Here is an 18,297-nt window from a genome sequence, read left to right as displayed (position 1 = left end):
GGGGCTGGCCCGCGACGCGCCGGGACGCCGGACACGGCCGGCGCGCAACGCGCCGGGGACGCCGGACGGCCGGCGCGCAACGCGCCGGGGACGCCGGACGGACCGGCGCGCAACGCGCCGGTGGCGGCGCGGACCCCGGCGGCGGCGGTGATCGGATAGCGTCGGGCCATGCCCGACAGCGGTTACCCCTGGCCGATCGAGACGACCCGACTGGACAACGGCCTGCGCGTGGTGGTGAGCGAGGACCGCACCGCGCCGGCCGTCGCCGTGAACCTCTGGTACGACGTGGGTTCCCGCCACGAACCGGAGGGGCAGAGCGGCTTCGCCCACCTCTTCGAGCACCTCATGTTCGAGGGCTCGGTGAACGTGGCGAAGACCGAGCACATGAAGCTGATCCAGGGCGCGGGCGGCTCGCTGAACGCCACCACCAACCCGGACCGGACCAACTACTTCGAGACGGTGCCGGCCGAGCATCTGGAGCTGGCGCTCTGGCTGGAGGCCGACCGGATGGGCGGCCTGGTGCCCGCGCTGACCCAGGAGACCCTGGACAACCAGCGTGACGTGGTGAAGAACGAGCGGCGGCAGCGCTACGAGAACGTGCCCTACGGCGACGCCTGGCTGCGGCTGCTGCCGCTGCTGTACCCGCCGGGGCATCCGTACCACCACTCGACGATCGGCTCGATGGCCGACCTGAACGCCGCCGACCTGGCCACCTTCCAGGAGTTCCACAAGCGGTACTACGCGCCGAACAACGCGGTGCTGACCGTCGTCGGCGACGCCCCGGCGACGGAGGTCTTCGCCCTGGCCGAGAAGTACTTCGGCGCGTTGCCCGCCCGGGCGGACATCCCGCCCGCCCCGGACGGCCGGGTGGTCGCGGCGACCGGGGTGCCGGCGCGTGAGACCGTCACCGCCGACGTGCCCGCCCCCCGGGTGTACGTCGCCCACCGCACGTACCCGTTCGGCAGCGCCGGCTACGACGTGCTGACCGTGCTGGCGGCGGTCCTCGGCAGCGGCCGGGGCAGCCGGCTGTACCAGCGCCTGGCCGACGGCGAGCGGATCGCCCAGCCCGACCTGGTCGGGGCGTACGGGGTGGATCTGGCGCACGCCCCGGCACCGCTGATCGCCACCGCCACCGCCCGCCCCGGGGTGAGCGCCGACCAGCTGGAGGCCGGGCTGGCCGAGGTGGTCGACGAGTTGGCCACGGTGCCGGTGACCGCCGCCGAGCTGGATCGCGCCAAGGCGTTGCTGAGCACCATGTGGTGGCGGCAGATGTCCACCGTGGACGGCCGGGCCGACACCCTCGGCCGGTACGCCACCCAGTTCGGCGACCCGGCCACGGCTGCCGAGCGACTGCCCGGCTGGCTCGCGGTGACCGCCGAGCAGATCGCCGAGGCGGCCACCGAGGTGCTCGGCGCCGGTGACCGGGCCACCCTGATCTACCTGCCCGAGGAGACCTCATGACGCTGATCGCCGCCCGTCCCGGCCCGGGAGCCGCCCGGCCGTACCGGTTCCCGCCGGTCGTGCGCCGTACCGTCGCCGGTGGCCAGGTCGTCGCCGCGCACCTGCCCGGTCAGAACCTCGCCGTCGCGCTGCTCCTGCTGGACGCCGGTGCCGGCCGGGAACGGATCGGCAAGGAGGGCGTCGGCGCGGTGCTTGCCAAGGCGCTGGAGGAGGGCACCGCGCAGCGGGACGCGACCGCGTACGCGCTGGCGGTCGAGGGCCTCGGCACCGAGCTGGTGACCGGGCTGGACTGGGACTCGTTCCAGGTGAGCGTCCAGGTGCCGGTGGACCGGCTGAGCGCCGCCGTGGAGCTGCTCGCCGAGGCGGTCCGGACGCCCAGGCTGGACCCGGCCGACGTACGGCGGGTCCGCGACGACGAGGTGACCTCCCTGCGGATGGACTGGGCCAACCCCGGTCCCCGGGCCGACGCGGTGCTGCGGGCCGACCTGTACGGCGCGGACAACCGTTGGGGCCGCCCGATGTACGGCGACCCCGAGTCGGTGGCCGGGCTGGACGTCGACGACGTCACCGTCTTCCACTCCGAGTGGTTCCTCCGGCCCGGCACCCTGATCGTCGCCGGTGACCTGGACCGCGTCGACCTGGACGCGCTGGCCGCCGCGGCGTTCGCCGGCACCGGCGGCGGCCCGGCCGAGCGCGGTGGGCCGATCGAGGTGCCCGCGCGCTCCGGCCGTCGGCTGATCCTGGTCGACCGGCCCGGCTCGGTGCAGTCCACGCTGCGCCTTGGCCACCCGTCACCGCACCGGGCGCACCCCGACCACGTGCCGATGACCCTGGCCGGCACGGTGCTCGGCGGGGCGTTCACCTCCCGACTGAACCACCTGATCCGTGAGGTGCGCGGCTACACGTACGGCATCCGGGGCGACTTCGCCTCGTCGCGGCGGTTCGGCCGGTTCGGCGTCAGCTCCGGGGTGCAGACCGCGGTCACCGCGCCGGCCCTGGTGGAGACGGTCGGCGAGATCACCCGTACCCAGGCCGAAGGGGTGACCGAGGACGAGCTGGCGGTGGCGCGGTCCTGGCGGGCCGGGCAGCTCTCGGTCGAGCTGCAGAGCCCGCGGGCGATCGCGTCGGCGTTGACCACCCTGGTGGTGCACGACCTGCCGGACGACTACCACGCGCGGCTGCGGGCGGATCTGCTCGCCGCCGACGTCGAGCAGGTCTCGGCGGCGGCCGCCGCGCACCTGCGCCCGGAGGCGCTCACCCTGGTCGTCGAGGGTGACGCCGCCGTCATCCGGGACGAGTTGGACGCCGCCGGCCTCGGACCGCTCACCGACGCCTGAGCGCGGTTGTCGCCCGCGCGGGGGGACGCCCGAACTCACCTGTCCCCCCGCGCGGGGGACGCCCGAGCGCGGTTGTCGCCCGCGCGGGGTGGCCGGCCGGCGGGCCGGTCACCCCGCCTGGTGACGTAGCTCGCAGGTCGCGACGGGTCCGGGCGGTGGGAAAGGGTTCCCCGTCCAGCGGCTGGGCTGGGTAGCCTCGCGGGCATGAGGATCGGCATTGTGGGTGCCACCGGCCAGGTCGGTGGCGTCATGCGGCAGGTGTTGGCGGAGTGTGGGTTCCCGGCGGAGCAGGTGCGGTTGTTCGCCTCGGCCCGGTCGGCGGGGCGGAGCCTGCCGTGGCGGGACGGCGAGGTGACCGTCGAGGACGCGGCCACCGCCGACTACCGGGGGCTGGACATCGTGCTCTTCAGCGCCGGCAAGGGTACGGCGAAGGAGCTGGCCCCCCGGGTCGCCGAGGCCGGCGCGGTGGTCATCGACAACTCCTCGGCCTTCCGGATGGACCCGGACGTGCCGCTGGTCGTCGCGGAGGTCAACCCGCACGCCGCCGCCGTACGCCCCAGGGGCATCATCGCCAACCCGAACTGCACGACCATGGCGGCGATGCCCGTGCTGCGCCCGTTGCACGCCGAGGCCGGGCTGGTCAGCCTGGTCGTCTCGACGTACCAGGCGGTCTCCGGTGCCGGCCTGGCCGGCGTGGCCGAGCTGGACGAGCAGGTCCGCAAGGTCGCCGAGCACGCCACCGCGCTGGCCTTCGACGGCGCGTCGGTGGAGTTCCCCGCGCCCCGCTCGTTCGCCCGCCCGATCGCGTTCAACGTCCTGCCGTTGGCCGGTTCGATCGTCGACGACGGTTCGGCCGAGACCGACGAGGAGCAGAAGCTGCGCAACGAGAGCCGCCGGATCCTGGAGATCCCGGAGCTGAAGGTCTCCGGCACCTGCGTGCGGGTGCCGGTCTTCACCGGTCACTCCCTGCAGATCAACGCCCGGTTCGCCCGGCCGCTGAGCCCGCAGCGCGCCGCCGAGCTGCTCGACGGGGCGCCGGGGGTGGCGCTCTCCGAGGTGCCGACCCCGTTGCAGGCCGCCGGGCAGGACCCGACCTACGTGGGGCGGATCCGGGCCGACGAGACCGTCGAGCACGGGCTCGCCCTGTTCTGCTCCAACGACAACCTGCGCAAGGGCGCCGCCCTCAACGCCGTCCAGCTCGCCGAACTGGTCGCCGCCGAGCTCCGCTGACCCCCACCCCCTCCCGTGCGGGGGCCCTTGCGGGCCCTCCCGGTAGCCCCGATCGTGGATGTAGTGGTGTTCAGCCCGATCGGGGCCACTATTTCCCCGATGCTGCGCGACCTCCGGGTCCGTTCGCGGGCAGCGGCAGCGGCAGCGGCAGCGGCAGCGGGCAGCGGCGCGGGAGTGGGCGCGTTACCTCGACCGGGGCTCGGGTAGACGGGGGGTTGCCGAACCGAGAGGGGAACCCGATGACGACGGTCGGAGAGTTCATGACGACCCGGTTGGTGACCATGGACGGCAACGACACGCTCGTGGCGGCCGCCCGCGAGATGCGCGACAGCGCCATCGGCGACGTGGTGGTGACCAACGGCGACGACGTGGTCGGCATCATCACGGACCGGGACATCGCGGTCAGAGGGGTCGCCGAGGAGCTGGACAGCTCCAGCACCCCGTTGAGTCGGATCGTCAGCCGGGACGTGATCACGGTCAGCCCGAACGACGACGCGGTCTCGGCCGCCGACCTGATGCGCACCTACGCGGTACGCCGACTGCCGGTAGTCGACCACGGCCGCCTGGTCGGCCTGGTGTCCATGGGTGACCTGGCGGTCGAGCGTGAACCGCAGTCGGTGCTGGCCGACATCAGCGCCGACGAGCCCAACAACTGAGCCGTCCACCCGCGCCCGGCCCCCGTCCACACCGACGGGGGCCGGGCGTCGGCGTGGGTGGCGGGGTGCCGGCAGGCGGGCCTGTCCCGACACGGTCCGCCGGCTGCTGCGTCGGATCAACCCGTCGGAACCTCACCCGATCCGGGTGAGGTTGACCGGCCGCCGGCCGGGGATCCCCACGGGCAGACACCTGGGGAGGTGGCGGAACCGATGGTGGACTCGACCACGAGGTTCTTCGAGACGCTGGACCGGCGGGGCTTCGAGCCGCTGCTGGCGAAGGCCTCCGGAACCCTGCGTTTCGACCTGCACGAGGACGCCCACACCACGCACTGGCTGCTCCAGATCGACCACGGGCGGGTCCACGTGAGCCGGGACGACCGGGCGGCGGACACCGTGGTGTGGACCAGCCCGGCGCTCTTCGAGGACCTCGCCGCCGGGCGGGAGGACGGCCTCGCGGCGCTGCTGCGCGGCGACATGACGGTCACCGGTGACGCCCGCCTGGTGGTGCAGATCGAACGACTCTTTCCCGGCCCGCCGCAGGCGCACGGGCCACGGCGGCTCCACGACGGCAGGGAGACGGGCTGATGGCGCAGGGCAACACGATCCGGATCCTGGACGGCAACACCTTCGTGGTCTCCGAGGACACCGGCGACATCGAGGCCACCCCCTCCGAGCCCACCGGGTTGTTCTCCATCGACACCCGGTTCCTGTCCCGATGGGTGCTGACGATCAACGGGGAACGACTCAACGCGCTCTCCTACGACGACCTGCAGTACTACGAGGCCCGCTTCTTCCTGGTGCCGGGTCTGGCCACGCACTACGTCGACGCCAAGCTGTCGATCATCCGGGAGCGGGTGGTCGGCGGCAGCTTCCGGGAGACCCTGGCCATCCTCAACCACGACGAGCGGCCGGTGGACCTGCACGTCCGGATGGACGCCGGCGCCGACTTCGCCGACCTGTTCCAGGTCAAGGACGAGATCCTGAACAAGAAGGGCGAGCACTACACCGAGGTCGAGCCGGAGTTGCTGCGGCTGGGCTACCGGCGGGGCAACTTCCGGCGGGAGACGGTGATCTCGTCGTCCGGGCCGGCCCGCTTCGACCGGCAGGGTTTCACCTACACCATCCACCTGGAGCCGAACGAGGAGTGGCACACCGAGATCGACGTGCAGACCTTCGCCGTCGGTCCGGGCGGGCGTGACCTGCGGATGGGGGTGCAGGCGCACGGCCACGAGCGGCTCGCCCTCCAGCACGACCTGGAGCAGTGGATCGCCAACGCGCCGAAGGTGAACAGCGAGTGCGAGCACCTGGGGCGGACGTACCAGCGCAGCCTGGTCGACCTGGCCGCGCTGCGCTTCTCACCGCTCTCGCTGCCCGGCCAGACGGTACCGGCGGCCGGGTTGCCCTGGTTCATGACCCTGTTCGGCCGGGACAGCCTGCTTACCTGCCTGCAGGTGCTGCCGTTCGCCCCCGAGATGTCGCGGACCACGCTGCGGATCCTGGCCGCCGTGCAGGGCACCCGGTTCGACGACTTCCGGGAGGAGGACCCGGGTCGGATCCTGCACGAGATGCGCTACGGCGAGACCGCCGCCTTCGAGGAGCAGCCGCACTCGCCGTACTACGGATCGGTGGACGCCACCCCGCTGTTCGTGGTGCTGCTCGACGAGTACGAGCGGTGGAGCGGGGACACCGCCCTGGTGATGGAGCTGGAACGGGAGTGCCGGGCCGCGCTGAAGTGGATCGACGACTACGCCGACCTGGTCGGCAACGGCTACATCTGGTACGAGCGGCGCAACACCGACACCGGCCTGGAGAACCAGTGCTGGAAGGACTCCTGGGACTCCATCTCGTTCCGCGACGGCAGCCTGCCGCCGTTCCCCCGGGCCACCTGCGAGGTGCAGGGGTACGCCTACGACGCGAAGGTACGCGCGGCCCGGCTGGCCCGGGAGTTCTGGGGCGACCCGGCGTACGCCGACGAGTTGGAGCGGCAGGCCGCGGCGTTGAAGGAGCGGTTCAACCGGGACTGGTGGGTGGCCGACGGGGAGTACTACGCGCTCGCCCTCGACCCGACCGGCCGGCAGGCCGACGTGCTCAGCTCCAACATCGGCCATCTGCTGTGGAGTGGCATCGTCGAGGAGTCCCGGGCCGCCCGGATCGCCGAGCACCTGGTCGGCCCCCGGCTCTTCTCCGGCTGGGGGGTGCGGACGCTGGCCGAGGGCGAGGTCCGGTACAACCCGATCGGCTACCACAACGGCACGATCTGGCCGTTCGACAACTCCTTCATCGCCTGGGGGCTGCGCAACTACGGCTTCGCCGAGGAGGCGGCCACCATCGCCGACGGGATCCTCGCCGCCGCCAGCTACTTCGACGGCCGGCTGCCGGAGGCCTTCGGCGGCTACCGCCGGGAGCTGACCAAGTTCCCGGTGGAGTACCCGACGGCGTGCAGCCCGCAGGCCTGGTCGACGGGTACCCCGATGTTGCTGCTGCGGACCATGCTCGGCATCGAGCCGCACGAGGGTCACCTGGCGGTCGAGCCGCGCCTGCCGGTCGGCATGGGGCGGATCGAGGTGCTGGACATCCCCGGCCGGTGGGGCCGGGTGGACGCCTTCGCCCGGGGCCGGTTGGAACTGCACCGCCTCGCCGACTGAGCCCGCGACCTACCGGGTCGGCGGTCGCCGACTGAGCCGGGCTCCGGCCGGCCAGGGTAATCTCCCCGCATGCCGGAACTCGTGTACCCGCCCATCGTTGCCGCCGCCAAGACCATGTTCCGCGTCCTGGACCTGCGGCTGACCGTGGAGGGCAGCGAACACGTGCCGAGCACCGGCGGCGCGGTGCTGGCCAGCAACCACGTCAGCTACCTCGACTTCATCTTCTGCGGCCTGGGCGCGCAGCAGTCGGGGCGGTTGGTCCGGTTCATGGCCAAGAGCGAGGTGTTCGACCACAAGGTGTCCGGTCCGCTGATGCGCGGCATGAAGCACATCCCGGTGGACCGGCAGGCCGGTGCCAGTTCCTTCCGGGCGGCGGTCGAGGCGCTGCGCGGGGGCGAGGTGGTCGGGGTCTTCCCCGAGGCCACGATCAGCCGTTCCTTCACCGTCAAGGAACTCAAGAGCGGTACGGTCCGGATGGCGCGGTCGGCCAAGGTGCCGGTGCTGCCGGTGGCGCTCTGGGGCACCCAGCGGCTCTGGACGAAGGGCCGTCCCCGCAACCTGACCCGCCGGCACACCCCGATCACCATCCTGGTCGGCGAGCCGATGGACCCGACCGCACACCGGGACGCCAACGCCATGGCCGAGGAGCTGCGGAGCCGGTTGAGCGCGCTTGTCGACCGGGCCCAGCGGGAGTACCCGGAGACCCCGTCCGGCCCCGAGGAGAGCTGGTGGCAGCCGGCGCACCTGGGCGGCACCGCGCCCACCCCGGAGGAGGCCGCCGCCCTGGACGCCCGCCCCGACCGCAACACCACCGCCTGACCCGCTTCGACCCGACCGCCTGTTCCCCGGCCGGCCGCCTCGGGTCCGCCCGGTCGTGCCCGCCGGGTCCGCCCGGTCGTGCCCGCCGGGTCGCCCGGCCCGTCGGTCAGCAGGCCGAGCCGGGGCAGCGGGGCTGCGCGGCCGGGGCCGGCCGGGTGGACTGGCGCAGTCGCCCCGGCATGGGACGGGTACCCCGGCGGTAGTAGTCGTCGCGGGAGAGGAACTCGACAGGCAACGAACCGGGCAGCGCGACCCGGGAACCGGCCAGCACCGGAGCGGGGCCGTTCTGGCGGGCCAGCGCGTCCCGCTCCGGTGGGGAGAGCTCGACCAGCTCCGGGCGGGTCAGTCGGAAACCGGCCACCGCCCGGCGGATCTGCCGGGCCAGTTCGGTCAGCAGCGGAGCCGGCCCGGCCAGGGTCAGCGTGGGCTGCCGGATCGTCCGGAGCGCGTCACAGACGATCAGCAGCTCACCGTCGCGGGTCTCCTCGTCGGAGCGGAGCTCCAAGCGGGACGGCCACTGCCAGCGGACCTGTCCACTCACCAGCCGGGGCCGCTGCACGCGACGCTGGTGCCCGGTGCCGGTGCCGACCAGGGTCAGCGTCGAGTCGGTGCAGACGTGCACCACCCGCCGGTCGGTGACGGTCACCGTGGCGGCCACCGGTAGCGACCACTGCCGCCGTCCCTCGCAGGGATCGAGCAGGTCACCGGCGACCGACAGCCGGTACCGGCCGAGGAACCGCTCCCCCAGCTCCGGCACCAGCTCGTACCGCCGGTCCAGCAGCAGACCGTCGTCGTCGGAGACGTCGAACCGATGCGGACCGATGAAGAACGGGTACGCGTCCTCGCGCATGGTGTCGACCTCCGCGCAGAAAAGGGGACTCTGCGATGGAGCCTTGCGCAGCGGCGGCCCGGTGTCATGACGCCCGTTAGGGGGTCGGCCGGTCGTACGCCGCGTACGACCGGTAGTTACCGATCTCCTCCGGCCGGACGAGGCCGTCCTCGATCGCACGGGCGAGCAAGGCGGACTTGGTGGCGGCCGGCCGTCCCGCCCGGGTGTACTTGATCCGGGCCCGGTCGACGTACTGCTTCACGGTGTGCTCGCTGATCTGCATCCGCCGGGCCACCGACGCCTTCGACATCGACTGGAACCACAGCAGCAGCGCCTCACGTTCCTTGTCGGACAGGGCCGGTCGGTCCGGTCGCGGGTCACCCACCAGCGCGCCGGCCAGCGTCGGTGACACGTACGGGCGGTCGCTGGCGGCGGCGAGCACGGTCGCCACGCAGTGTTCCCGGCCCTCGTGCTTGGCCAGGAACGCGACCGCCCCGGCGTCGATGACGGCGAGCATGGTCTCCGGGTCGGAGTGTTCGGAGTAGACCACCACCCGGCGCCCCCGCACGCTCAGCTCGGCCAGTTTGTCGATCATCATCCGACCGTGCAGCCGCAGGTCGAGCAGGATGACGTCGGCCGTCGGGGCGGCCCGCAGCACCTCGTCCGGATCGTCACCGGTGGCCAGTACGGTCAGCCGCGGCTCGCTGGCCAGCCAGGCCCGGACCCCGTCGATCACCACCGGGTGGTCGTCCACGATCGCCACCCCCACCGGGCTCGGGTCGGTCATCGCCGGCGCCACCGGGTCTGTGTCCATCTGATCGTCCCGTCCCGCTCGTCGAGGAGTACCACCTGGTCGTCGTCCGGACCCTCGGCCGGTGGGCCGGTGCTGTCCGGGGTGAGATGGTCCGGGGTGACCAGCCCGACGGCCACCTCGTCCGGCCCGCTGACCACGGTCAACCGGGCCCAGCCCCGGGCGTCGACCAGGGCCGTGGTGAGCGGCTCGGCCAGCCGGCGACGGATCCGTACCGGCAGCGGCGGCGGCACCCCGACGGTGACCAGGTCGATCGCCAGCCCCCGCCGTTCGGCCAGGTCGGCGGCGGCCCGTAACTCGTGCAGCAACGGGTCGGGCACGTCGTCGGACTCGGCGATCAGCCGCCGCAGCCGGGCCGCCGCCAGCGCGCAGCGGCGTTGCACCTCCGGGTCACCCGGATCGGCCCGGCCCTCGGCCAACTCACCGAGCACCCGCTCGGCGGTGCCACTGACCAGCCCGAGCCGGTCCCGCCGGGACTGCCGGGCCTGCTCCGCGGCGTCCCGCTGCGCGGTGGCGGCGAGGGCGAGGGCGGCGGCGTCGGCCCGGCTGCGGGCCAACGCGGAGATCGCCGTACTGCCGACGAAGATGGCCACCGGCAGCGACACCTGGCCGTAGCAGTACATCGCGTAGCGGGCCAGGTCGGCCGGGGCGGTGGCACCGTGCCCGAGCAGCGCGGTGAGGGCGACGACCGCGTGGCCGCAGAGCAGCGCGCCCAGCAGGGTGACCCGACGCCCCCAGCAGACCAGCACCAGGAACCAACCGAGCGTGCTCCACACCCAGTTCGCCGGGGTGAACAACTGCTCCGGCCCGGCGGCGGCGAAGACCGCCACGTCGACCGCGAACAACACCGCCACCAGCCGTCGTACCGGCAGCCGGCCACCGGTCAGCAGCCGGGCCGCGGCGAAGCCGCCGACCCCGGCCACGACCAGCCAGCCGGCCCCCACCACCAGCGGCACCGTCAGTCTCGGCCAGGCGGCCAGCACGGCGGGCAACCCGATCGCCACGTGCCAGGTCGCGGCGATGGTCACCGCCACCACCCGGCCACCGCGCTCCGAGGCCTGCGCCACCGGCAACCCGGCGTCGATCCGGGCCCGGTCGGCGGTGGACGGCCCCGCCCCGGACGCCCGGGGGCGCACGCCGAGGGCGGCCAGGGTGCGCGGTTCAGCCGTCACCGGGCCACTCCAGCCGAATCCGGGTACCCGCACCAGGGGCGCTGGTCACCTCGACGGAGCCGCCGACGGCAGTGGTCCGGCCGCGTACCGACTCGCGTAGCCCGTACCGGTGGGGTGGGACCGTCGCCGGGTCGAACCCGGGACCGTCGTCGCCGATCTCGACCACGACGGCACCGGCGACCCGGGTCAGCCGCAGCGTCGCCCGCGCGCCCGGGGCGTGCCGGGCCACGTTCGCCAGCGCGGCCTGGCTGCTGGCGGCGAGCGCCTCGGCGACCGCCGACGGCACCCGGCAGGGCGCCAACGTGGCGGTCACCGACAACTCGGGCAGCCGGGCCAGGACCGCGCGCAGCCGGTCGTCCAACGCCACCCACTCCGCGTCGGTCCGGGCCGCGGGCCGGTCCCCGGCCGACCTGACCTCGTCGGACGGGGTCCGCGCGTCGGCGAGGGCGGTGAGCGTAGCCAGGTCGGCCGCGCACCGCTCGCGCAGCGCCGACGAGCCCTCCCGGACCGCGCCCAGCCCGACCATGGTGAGGGTGGCGAGCACGGTGTCGTGCAGGTCGCGGTTCTGGCGGCGCTCCACCTCCCGGGCGGTGCGGGCCATCAGCGCGTCCCGGGTCAGCCACTGGTAGTCGGTGAAGGCCCGGTCCGCCCGCCCGATCCGGCCCCGCATCACCGCGGTCACCGTGGCCGCGCAGCCGGTCTGCACCAGCAGCGTGACCGCGTGCATCCGGGCCTCACCACCCTGGCCGGCCCAGGACGCCCCGGCGGCGTAGGCGGCGGCGACCAGCAGACCGGCCGGTACCGACCAGCGGGCCGGCCGGGTGGCCTGGGCGACGATGACCGTGGTGCTGGACAGGATCGCGACCCAACTGCCCTCACCGGGCAGCACCTCGGGGGCCACCAGCACCGGGATCGCCAGGCAGGCGGCGATGGTGAGCAGGACGTCGCCGGTGGCCAGCCAGCCCCCGACGCCCCGGCGCAACGCCCGCGCGGCGTACCAGAAGGACCAGCCGGTCAGCACGACGACGGCGGCGACGAGCAGCGGCGTACGCACCGGCGGGGTACGCACCGACAACGCCACCGCCGCGCCGGCCAGCCCGCAGGTCAGCCGGAGCAGCGCGGGCAGGGTGGTGAAGATCAGGCTGAACGCGCCGCCGGCCGGGCTCTCCAGCGCGGTCGGCGAAACGGTGGGCGCGGGCACGGCCGACATCGGGAGACGTCCTTCTGTGGCAGCGACCCGATCCGGGTCCACATGGTCGATCGACGTCGGAGAATAGCACGTTGCGTGGCGATTCGTCACCCTCGGTGTCCGGTTCGCCGCGCCGTGCCGCGTGCGTCCCGACCGGGCTCAGCCGACCGGCAGCGCCGTCGCCCCGCCGTCCCGGATCGAGCTGGTCACCGAGCGCCCGCCGGACCAGAAGAAGCACCGTACCCCCCGGTCGCCGCGCGCCCAGGCCGACTCCGACGGCAACCGGTACGCCGTACCGGTGCGGTAGCGCAGGTCGCCGTCGACCGGCACCCGGGCGTACCTGGCGACCACCGGACGGCACCGGGCGTGCACGTCGTCCTCGTCCCGGGCCACCGGACGGGACGACCCCTCCGGCGCGGTCCAGGTGCCGGCGTACTCGAAGCGGTGCGGCGCGTCGCAGGGGGAGTGCCGCAGCCGCTGCTGCTCGTCCTCCTCGAAGCAGGTGAGCCGCACCGGGGAACCGCCACCGAGCGCCCCGCGCAGGCTGCCGGTGTGCGGCACCGCCGTGTCGTTGTCGCCGTTGAGCCCGCCGACGGAGTCGAGCACGAACAGGTCGCAGCGGTACCACCGGCTGCCACCCTGCCACCCCGTCGGGGAGGCCGGCGCCACCTGCACCGACAGCCGGGCCGCCCGCCAGTCCCCGCCGACGAACTCCCGGGCCCGCTGGTCACACTCGGCGAACGCCGGACGCAGCGCCGCCGAACCCACCCGGGGCGGGGCCGACCGTCGGGCCACCGCGCCGGTGAGGGTGCCGACGTGGACGGTCTCCATCAGGTGGGTGGTCCGGCAGTCCACCGGCTGGTAGTTCGTCAGGTGCCCGGTCGGCTCGGCCGACTCGTGGCACACCCCGGCGCGCGGGGTGAACTGGCGTGCCTCGGCGACCGGCTGCCAGTCGTCGGTCAGGTCCCCGTCGGTGTCGCCGGAGGCGCCGCAGCCGGTCAGCGCGGCCAGCACCAACGCGGCCGAGAAGGCGGCCGACAACCAATGTCGCATCTGGACTCCCCGTGAAGACGGGGCGCAGCATACGACATTGACCGCGCTCCGGCCCCCGCCGGCACCGACCGCCCGGTTTGCCGGCTCGTACGGCCGGAAACCACACCCACCATGGGTACGGGGGAGGTACGGTTTCGGCGCTCCCGCTGGCGGGTGGTGGCGTACACGCTCGTCGGTGGGCTGGCCCTGATGAAGAGGGAGCCCCGGAGGGGCCGTTTGCTGCCAAGTCACGCTGCCTGCCGCAGACGCCTCGCCGGCCCGCCCAAAAGCCGGCAAATGGCCGCAACCCACTCCTCTTCCCGACCAGCCCCACCGACTCGCGCGCCCCCGTCGCCGCCGAGGCGGGCCCGCGAAGTGAATCTTGGACACTTACCGTTCTATTTGGACGGTAAGTGTCCAAGATCTACACCTGGGCCGGGTGTGGAGAGAGGGGGGCGGCCGGTGGGGAGCGGTGGGGTGGGATCTGCGCGCCTCGGCTGTGGGAGGGGCCACGTCACCCTGTCTGCGCCGCAGGCTTGCGAACAGGGCGGGTCTTTCGGCCAGATCCTTGAGTGGCAGTGGCAGTGGCAGTGGCAGTGGCGGGTCCAGCACGTCGACCGGACCGTACAGGCTGAGCCGCCCGGCCAGCCGGCCATTATCCTTTTCCGAGTGACACGGCTTCTGCTCGTACCCGGGCGGGGTGTTCCGCTGCCCGGACACTGGTCGCGGCGGTGGGCGGCGGCGGACCCGCGTTACCGGTGGGCGCCGGAGCCACCCGGCCCGCCGTACCGGGCCGACGAGCGGGTCGCGGCGCTGCAGGCGGCGGTGGCCGCCGACGACGAGCCGGCCATCCTGGTGGCGCACAGCGCCGGCTGTCTCACCGTGGCGCTGTGGGCCGGCCGGCACACCGGTCCGGTGCGGGCGACCCTGCTGGTCACCCCGCCGTACCTCGACCCGGGCTGGGTGCCGGGTCCGGACGACGACGTCATCGTCGGCGAGGTGCCCCGGGTACCGTTGCCGTTCCGGTCCATCCTGGTGGCCAGCCGCAACGACCCGCACGCCACCTTCGCGGAGTCCGGTGCCTACGCCCGGCAGTGGGGTGCCGAGCTGTACGACGCCGGCGAGGCCGGCCACCTCGACACGGCCAGCGGGTACGGTCCGTGGCCGGCCGGCGAACAGCTGGTCGACCGGCTCCTTACCGACCGGTGAGGGTGAGCCCGTGATCGGTGCCGGCGCTCACCGCTGTGCTTTGCCGCGTCGGCGTCGGATCGCCGTGACCAGCAGGGCCGACGCCAGGCCGGGCACCGCGAGCAGGCCCCACGGCCGGCGGTCGGTCCGCACGGTGAAGGCGAGTGGCCGACCGGGCGGCTCGATCCGGCCGTGCAGTTCGTACCGGCCGAGGCCGGTGACGTCCACCGGCACGGTGAACGAGTAGTTCCGGCTCTGCCCGGCGGCCAGCGTGCCCAGCGGCGGTGCGGCCACGATCTCCTCGACCCGGCCGGGCGGCCCGACCAGCAGGGACAGCGGTGGATCCAGCACGTCGACCGGACCCGGATTTCGTAGGGTGAGCTGCACGGTCACCTTCCCGGGTAGGCCGAACCAGCCGCCCACCCCGCGTCGGTCCACGGCGTGCAGTCCGGTCAGGACCAGCTCCGGGGGATCGGGCTCGGCCCCGACGGCCGGCGCGGTGACGCCGGTCAACGGCAGCGTGACGTCGACAGCGGTGCCGCCGGTCGGGGTCCGTACCCGCAGCAGACAGGGGCAGGCCACCGGCGGTACGGCGAGCCGTACCGGCAGCGTCGCCGTACCGTCGGGCGGCACCGGGGCGTGGGTGGCGTCGGCGGTGGCGCAGTCGAGGGCACCCCGACGGGCCGCGTTGCCACAGACCTCGATCTGCACCGTGCCGGCCGGCCAACCGGTGAGTCGGACGAGCACCTGCGCCCCGGCCCTGACCGGCCCGGCAGGCAGCCCCACCTCCGGCCCGGCCTTGGGCGTCGGGGTCAGCGCGCCCCACGGGGCGGGGGGTGTCGGGACGAGCGCCGCGCCGGCCAGCAACACGGCCGTGGCGGCGAACCACGACCGACTCACGCCGGCCCGGTCGCAGCAGTCGGCCCGGAACCGTCCGTGCGGGCCGGAGTGCCGGGGACAGCGTCCGGCTCGGGCGGGGAGCCGGCGGTGTCTCCGGTACGGGCCGGGGTGCCGGGGACAGCGTCCGGCTCGGGCGGGGAGCCGGCGGTGTCCCCGGTACGGGCCGGGGTGCCGGTCGCGGCGGTCGCGCGGCGGTGCCGCCAGTGGCGTACGCCGAACCAGCCGGCGGCTGTGGCGAGCAGGGCGAGTGGTAGCCACGGTGGTGCCCAGAGGCCGGCGGAGCGGCGTACCGGCGGCAGCGCGGTGTCCACGGTGGTGGGCGCGAGGTCGACCTCGGCGCGCAGGCGCACCGCGGGCGGTACCCCGGTGATCCGCTCGGTGACGGTGAAGACGGCATCGGGCAGCAGTTCGGGCAGGTCGACCGGGCTGGTCCGGGCCAGTTCCCAGCCGAGGGGACCGGCGACGGTGACCGCCCCGGTCCCGGCGGTACGCACGTTGCCGCTGTTGCGCAGCCGGTAGCTGATTACCAGCTCGCCGCCGCCCACCGGGTTGACCGGGTTGTCGTAGGCGACGGTGACCTGCTCGATGGTGACGGCGGGGCGTACCTCGCCGGTGACCCGCAGGTAGACCCGGGCGGCCAGGCGCTGGTCGACCAGGACCCGTTGGCCGTCGGCGGTGGTCCGGGTCTGGGCGAGGGCACCGATCACCCCGCCGGCGTGGTCGCCGGGGGTGGCGTTGGCCGGCACGGTCAACGTGAACGGGATGTCGGCCCGTTCGCCGGGATCGATGGTCCACCGGCGTCGGTCGAAGCTGACCCAGGAGCCGACGCCGGTGGCCGGCTGGTCCGCCGGGAGCAGGGCGAATGCCCCGTCGGTGGTGGTGTACGCGTCGGTGCCGTACACCTCGAAGGTGAGCGGGCGGTCGCTCAGGTTGCTGACGCCCACGTGGTCGTCGACGGTGCTGCCCGGCGCGAGGTCGTAGATGAAGTAGTTGCGGCCGGTCGGTCCCTTGGCGCTGGACGGCTGGACCGCCCACCGGGTCACGCCCGCCGCGGCGGTGGGTGCCGGCGTGCCGGTGCCGCCGGGGCCGGGTGAGGGTGCGGCCAGGGCGGCGACTTCCGGAGCAACGGTGGTCAGGGCGGCGGCGGGCGGGGCCGCCGGGGCAGGCGCGGCCAGCGCGGTGGCGGCCGGAGCAACGGCGGTCAGGGGTGGAGCCGTCGCGAGCAGCGCGGCCACGATCGGGGCGCCGGCCCGGGACAGGGCGGTGACGAGGGACATTTCCGGCTCCCGGAGAGGTACGGCAGAACAGCGAGCGGGCCGGTGGGGCGGGGTGGCGAGCGCCCGCCCCACCGGTGACCCGCTACCGGTTCAGGAGAGGGTCAGGGTGAGGGTGGCGGCGTACTCGCCCGCCGGGGCCGATGCCGGCACCCCGAGGTTGAGCTGGGCACCACAGGTGAAGGTGCCGTTGCTCGCCCCGGTGGCCGAGACGCAGAGCGAGCGCGCCGAGCCGAGCCCGGTACCGGGCGCGGCAGCCGCGCCCGGGGTGACCACCCCGGGGGTACCGCTCAACGGGTCGTCGACGGCGGTCGCGCTCGGTACCCAGCCGAGGTTGTCCGCGGCGATGCTGCCGCCACCGGCGGAGGCGAAGTCGGAGACCTGGCCGACCAGGCTCCACCCGGCGTTGGTGCCGCGCAGGTCGGCGACCGTGGCGGCGTTGAGCGCCCCGCTGGCCACCGCGCCGTTGCTGACCGCCGGCAGGGCCACGGTGTCACCGGCCACGCCGAGGGTCAGTGGGCCGCCGGTGACGGTGGCGGTGATCCGCTGGTCGGCATCCCCACCGCCACCCGGTGAGCCGGTACCGGTGAAGGTGACCGGGGTGAAGGTGTCCTGACTGCGGTCGGCCGAGCCCCGGGCGGCGAAGGTGATCACGTAGCACTGCACGGCCGTGCAGTCGACCCGGTCGCCGTTGCGGTCGGTGTAGACGGCGCTGATCGGCAGGGTGGTGTGGAACGTGCCGTCGGCGTTCAGCCGGTCCCGCGCCTCGGTCGGCTCGTTGGTCCGGTTCACCCACTTGGTGACCTGGAGGACCCCGGAGTTGGTCCAGTGTTCGTCGACCTTCGGTCCGAAGGAGACGTAGATGCCCGCCCCGTTGTTGGCGTCCGGGTCGAAGCCGCTGCCCCGTACGGTGATGGTCGCCCCGGCCGGGTCCAGCCCGCTGTCCGGGGTGACGTCGACCGCCGCGCCGGCGACCGGTGGCTCGTCGTCGCCGGTGCTGGCCGTGAACGACACCGGATCCAGGGACTCGCCGGCGGCGTAGAAGCCGTTGAACGCGGTGGCCCCCTCGGCGGTCAGGGTCGCGGCCAGGTTGCTGCCGGTGACCGTACCGGTGCCGGTGGGGCTGCCGGTGAGGGTGGCGATGGTGGCCTGCCGGACGGACACCGGCTCGGCCGCCGTGGTGGCCAGGTCGACGTCGGCCTTCAGGGTGGCGGCCCCGCCGGAGACCGCCACCGTCGGGTTGGCCAGGGTGATGGTGAACATGTGCGCCGGGTACGAGAAGACGACCGTGCCGCCGTACCGTGCGGTGGTGTCCCCGGTGGCGGGGTCGTGGGTGCCGTCATGGAGCGGGAAGGTGAACGTCCCGTCGGTGCCGACGGTGGCGCCGTTGCTCACCGCGATCGGCGGGTTGCCGTTGCCGGTCTTCACGTAGGCCCGGAACGAGGCCTTGAAACCCCAGGTCAAGCTGCCGGTGGTGAGGTCGGCGGGGGCTGCCGAGGCGGGGCTGGCGGCCACGAGTGCGGCCGACGCGCCGAGGACGGCGACCGCCGCCCACCGAGTCGACCGGCGCCAGACGGTACCGGCTCTGAATCGGACCATGCTCATCCCTTCGTGGTGCGTACTACGGACAGTGGCTAAGGTAAGGCAAACCTAACTTCACGGCATCGGGCCGACGGGCTGAAGATCTTGATCCGAAGAACCTCTTGTGAGCAGCGAGCTTCTAACTTAGGTTAGGCAAACCTTAGTAGCGGTCG

Annotated in this window: 16 protein-coding genes; 8 read left to right on the top strand and 8 right to left on the bottom strand. The window is 73.9% G+C overall.

The window, feature by feature from the left end:
* Nucleotides 1-168 precede the first annotated feature (168 nt).
* The 7 genes from ACN28G_RS20045 (at nt 169) to ACN28G_RS20015 (ending at nt 8,148) form a co-directional block, all read left to right on the top strand.
* Nucleotides 169-1,461, top strand: coding sequence for a M16 family metallopeptidase (locus tag ACN28G_RS20045; RefSeq protein ID WP_421480114.1), 1,293 nt, complete (start codon nt 169-171; stop codon nt 1,459-1,461).
* Nucleotides 1,458-2,798: a M16 family metallopeptidase gene (locus ACN28G_RS20040; protein WP_091442767.1), complete on the top strand. Its 1,341-nt coding sequence runs from the start codon at nt 1,458-1,460 to the stop codon at nt 2,796-2,798. The genes ACN28G_RS20045 and ACN28G_RS20040 overlap by 4 nt, the downstream gene beginning before the upstream one ends.
* 204 nt (nt 2,799-3,002) lie before the next feature.
* A complete protein-coding gene (locus ACN28G_RS20035) occupies nt 3,003-4,028 on the top strand; it encodes an aspartate-semialdehyde dehydrogenase (RefSeq protein WP_421480113.1) in 1,026 nt (341 codons plus the stop codon).
* A gap of 239 nt (nt 4,029-4,267) precedes the next feature.
* A complete protein-coding gene (locus tag ACN28G_RS20030; protein WP_421480112.1) occupies nt 4,268-4,684 on the top strand; it encodes a CBS domain-containing protein in 417 nt (138 codons plus the stop codon).
* A 210-nt stretch (nt 4,685-4,894) separates the two neighbouring features.
* Complete coding sequence (locus ACN28G_RS20025) at nt 4,895-5,269, top strand: SCP2 sterol-binding domain-containing protein (protein ID WP_091447173.1); 375 nt, start codon at nt 4,895-4,897, stop codon at nt 5,267-5,269.
* Entirely contained in the window at nt 5,269-7,329 is a 2,061-nt protein-coding gene (locus tag ACN28G_RS20020) for a glycogen debranching N-terminal domain-containing protein (protein WP_091442757.1), read from the top strand. The genes ACN28G_RS20025 and ACN28G_RS20020 overlap by 1 nt, the downstream gene beginning before the upstream one ends.
* Nucleotides 7,330-7,398: 69 nt before the next feature.
* Nucleotides 7,399-8,148, top strand: coding sequence for a lysophospholipid acyltransferase family protein (locus tag ACN28G_RS20015; protein ID WP_421480111.1), 750 nt, complete (start codon nt 7,399-7,401; stop codon nt 8,146-8,148).
* Nucleotides 8,149-8,254: 106 nt separating this feature from the next.
* Here ACN28G_RS20015 and ACN28G_RS20010 read toward each other — a convergent pair whose 3' ends face one another.
* From ACN28G_RS20010 to ACN28G_RS19990, 5 genes are all read right to left on the bottom strand, one after another.
* On the bottom strand, nt 8,255-8,998 hold the full coding sequence (locus ACN28G_RS20010; RefSeq protein WP_421480110.1) for a hypothetical protein: 744 nt from the start codon (nt 8,996-8,998) through the stop codon (nt 8,255-8,257).
* Nucleotides 8,999-9,074: 76 nt separating this feature from the next.
* Complete coding sequence (locus ACN28G_RS20005) at nt 9,075-9,791, bottom strand: response regulator transcription factor (RefSeq protein WP_091442750.1); 717 nt, start codon at nt 9,789-9,791, stop codon at nt 9,075-9,077.
* Nucleotides 9,761-10,960, bottom strand: a complete 1,200-nt coding sequence (locus ACN28G_RS20000) for a hypothetical protein (RefSeq protein ID WP_421480109.1) — start codon at nt 10,958-10,960, stop codon at nt 9,761-9,763. Before ACN28G_RS20000 ends, ACN28G_RS20005 begins: the two co-directional genes overlap by 31 nt.
* Complete coding sequence (locus ACN28G_RS19995; protein ID WP_091442743.1) at nt 10,950-12,170, bottom strand: sensor histidine kinase; 1,221 nt, start codon at nt 12,168-12,170, stop codon at nt 10,950-10,952. The genes ACN28G_RS20000 and ACN28G_RS19995 overlap by 11 nt, the downstream gene beginning before the upstream one ends.
* Before the next feature lie 138 nt (nt 12,171-12,308).
* On the bottom strand, nt 12,309-13,202 hold the full coding sequence (locus tag ACN28G_RS19990) for a septum formation family protein (RefSeq protein ID WP_421480108.1): 894 nt from the start codon (nt 13,200-13,202) through the stop codon (nt 12,309-12,311).
* Between the two features lie 648 nt (nt 13,203-13,850).
* Here ACN28G_RS19990 and ACN28G_RS19985 point away from each other — a divergent pair.
* Complete coding sequence (locus ACN28G_RS19985; RefSeq protein ID WP_421480107.1) at nt 13,851-14,390, top strand: RBBP9/YdeN family alpha/beta hydrolase; 540 nt, start codon at nt 13,851-13,853, stop codon at nt 14,388-14,390.
* 27 nt (nt 14,391-14,417) lie between these two features.
* On the opposite strand, the gene ACN28G_RS19980 is transcribed toward ACN28G_RS19985, so the two are convergent.
* The 3 genes from ACN28G_RS19980 to ACN28G_RS19970 form a co-directional block, all read right to left on the bottom strand.
* Nucleotides 14,418-15,269, bottom strand: coding sequence for a hypothetical protein (locus ACN28G_RS19980; protein WP_421480106.1), 852 nt, complete (start codon nt 15,267-15,269; stop codon nt 14,418-14,420).
* Entirely contained in the window at nt 15,266-16,546 is a 1,281-nt protein-coding gene (locus ACN28G_RS19975) for a WxL protein peptidoglycan domain-containing protein (RefSeq protein WP_421480105.1), read from the bottom strand. Before ACN28G_RS19975 ends, ACN28G_RS19980 begins: the two co-directional genes overlap by 4 nt.
* A 90-nt stretch (nt 16,547-16,636) precedes the next feature.
* A complete protein-coding gene (locus tag ACN28G_RS19970) occupies nt 16,637-18,142 on the bottom strand; it encodes an HtaA domain-containing protein (protein ID WP_421480104.1) in 1,506 nt (501 codons plus the stop codon).
* Nucleotides 18,143-18,297: the final 155 nt, after the last annotated feature.

This window comes from Micromonospora sp. WMMA1923 (assembly GCF_049179195.1).
GTDB classification, from domain to species: domain Bacteria; phylum Actinomycetota; class Actinomycetes; order Mycobacteriales; family Micromonosporaceae; genus Micromonospora; species Micromonospora yangpuensis.
This window is presented reverse-complemented; position numbering and strand designations above follow the sequence as displayed.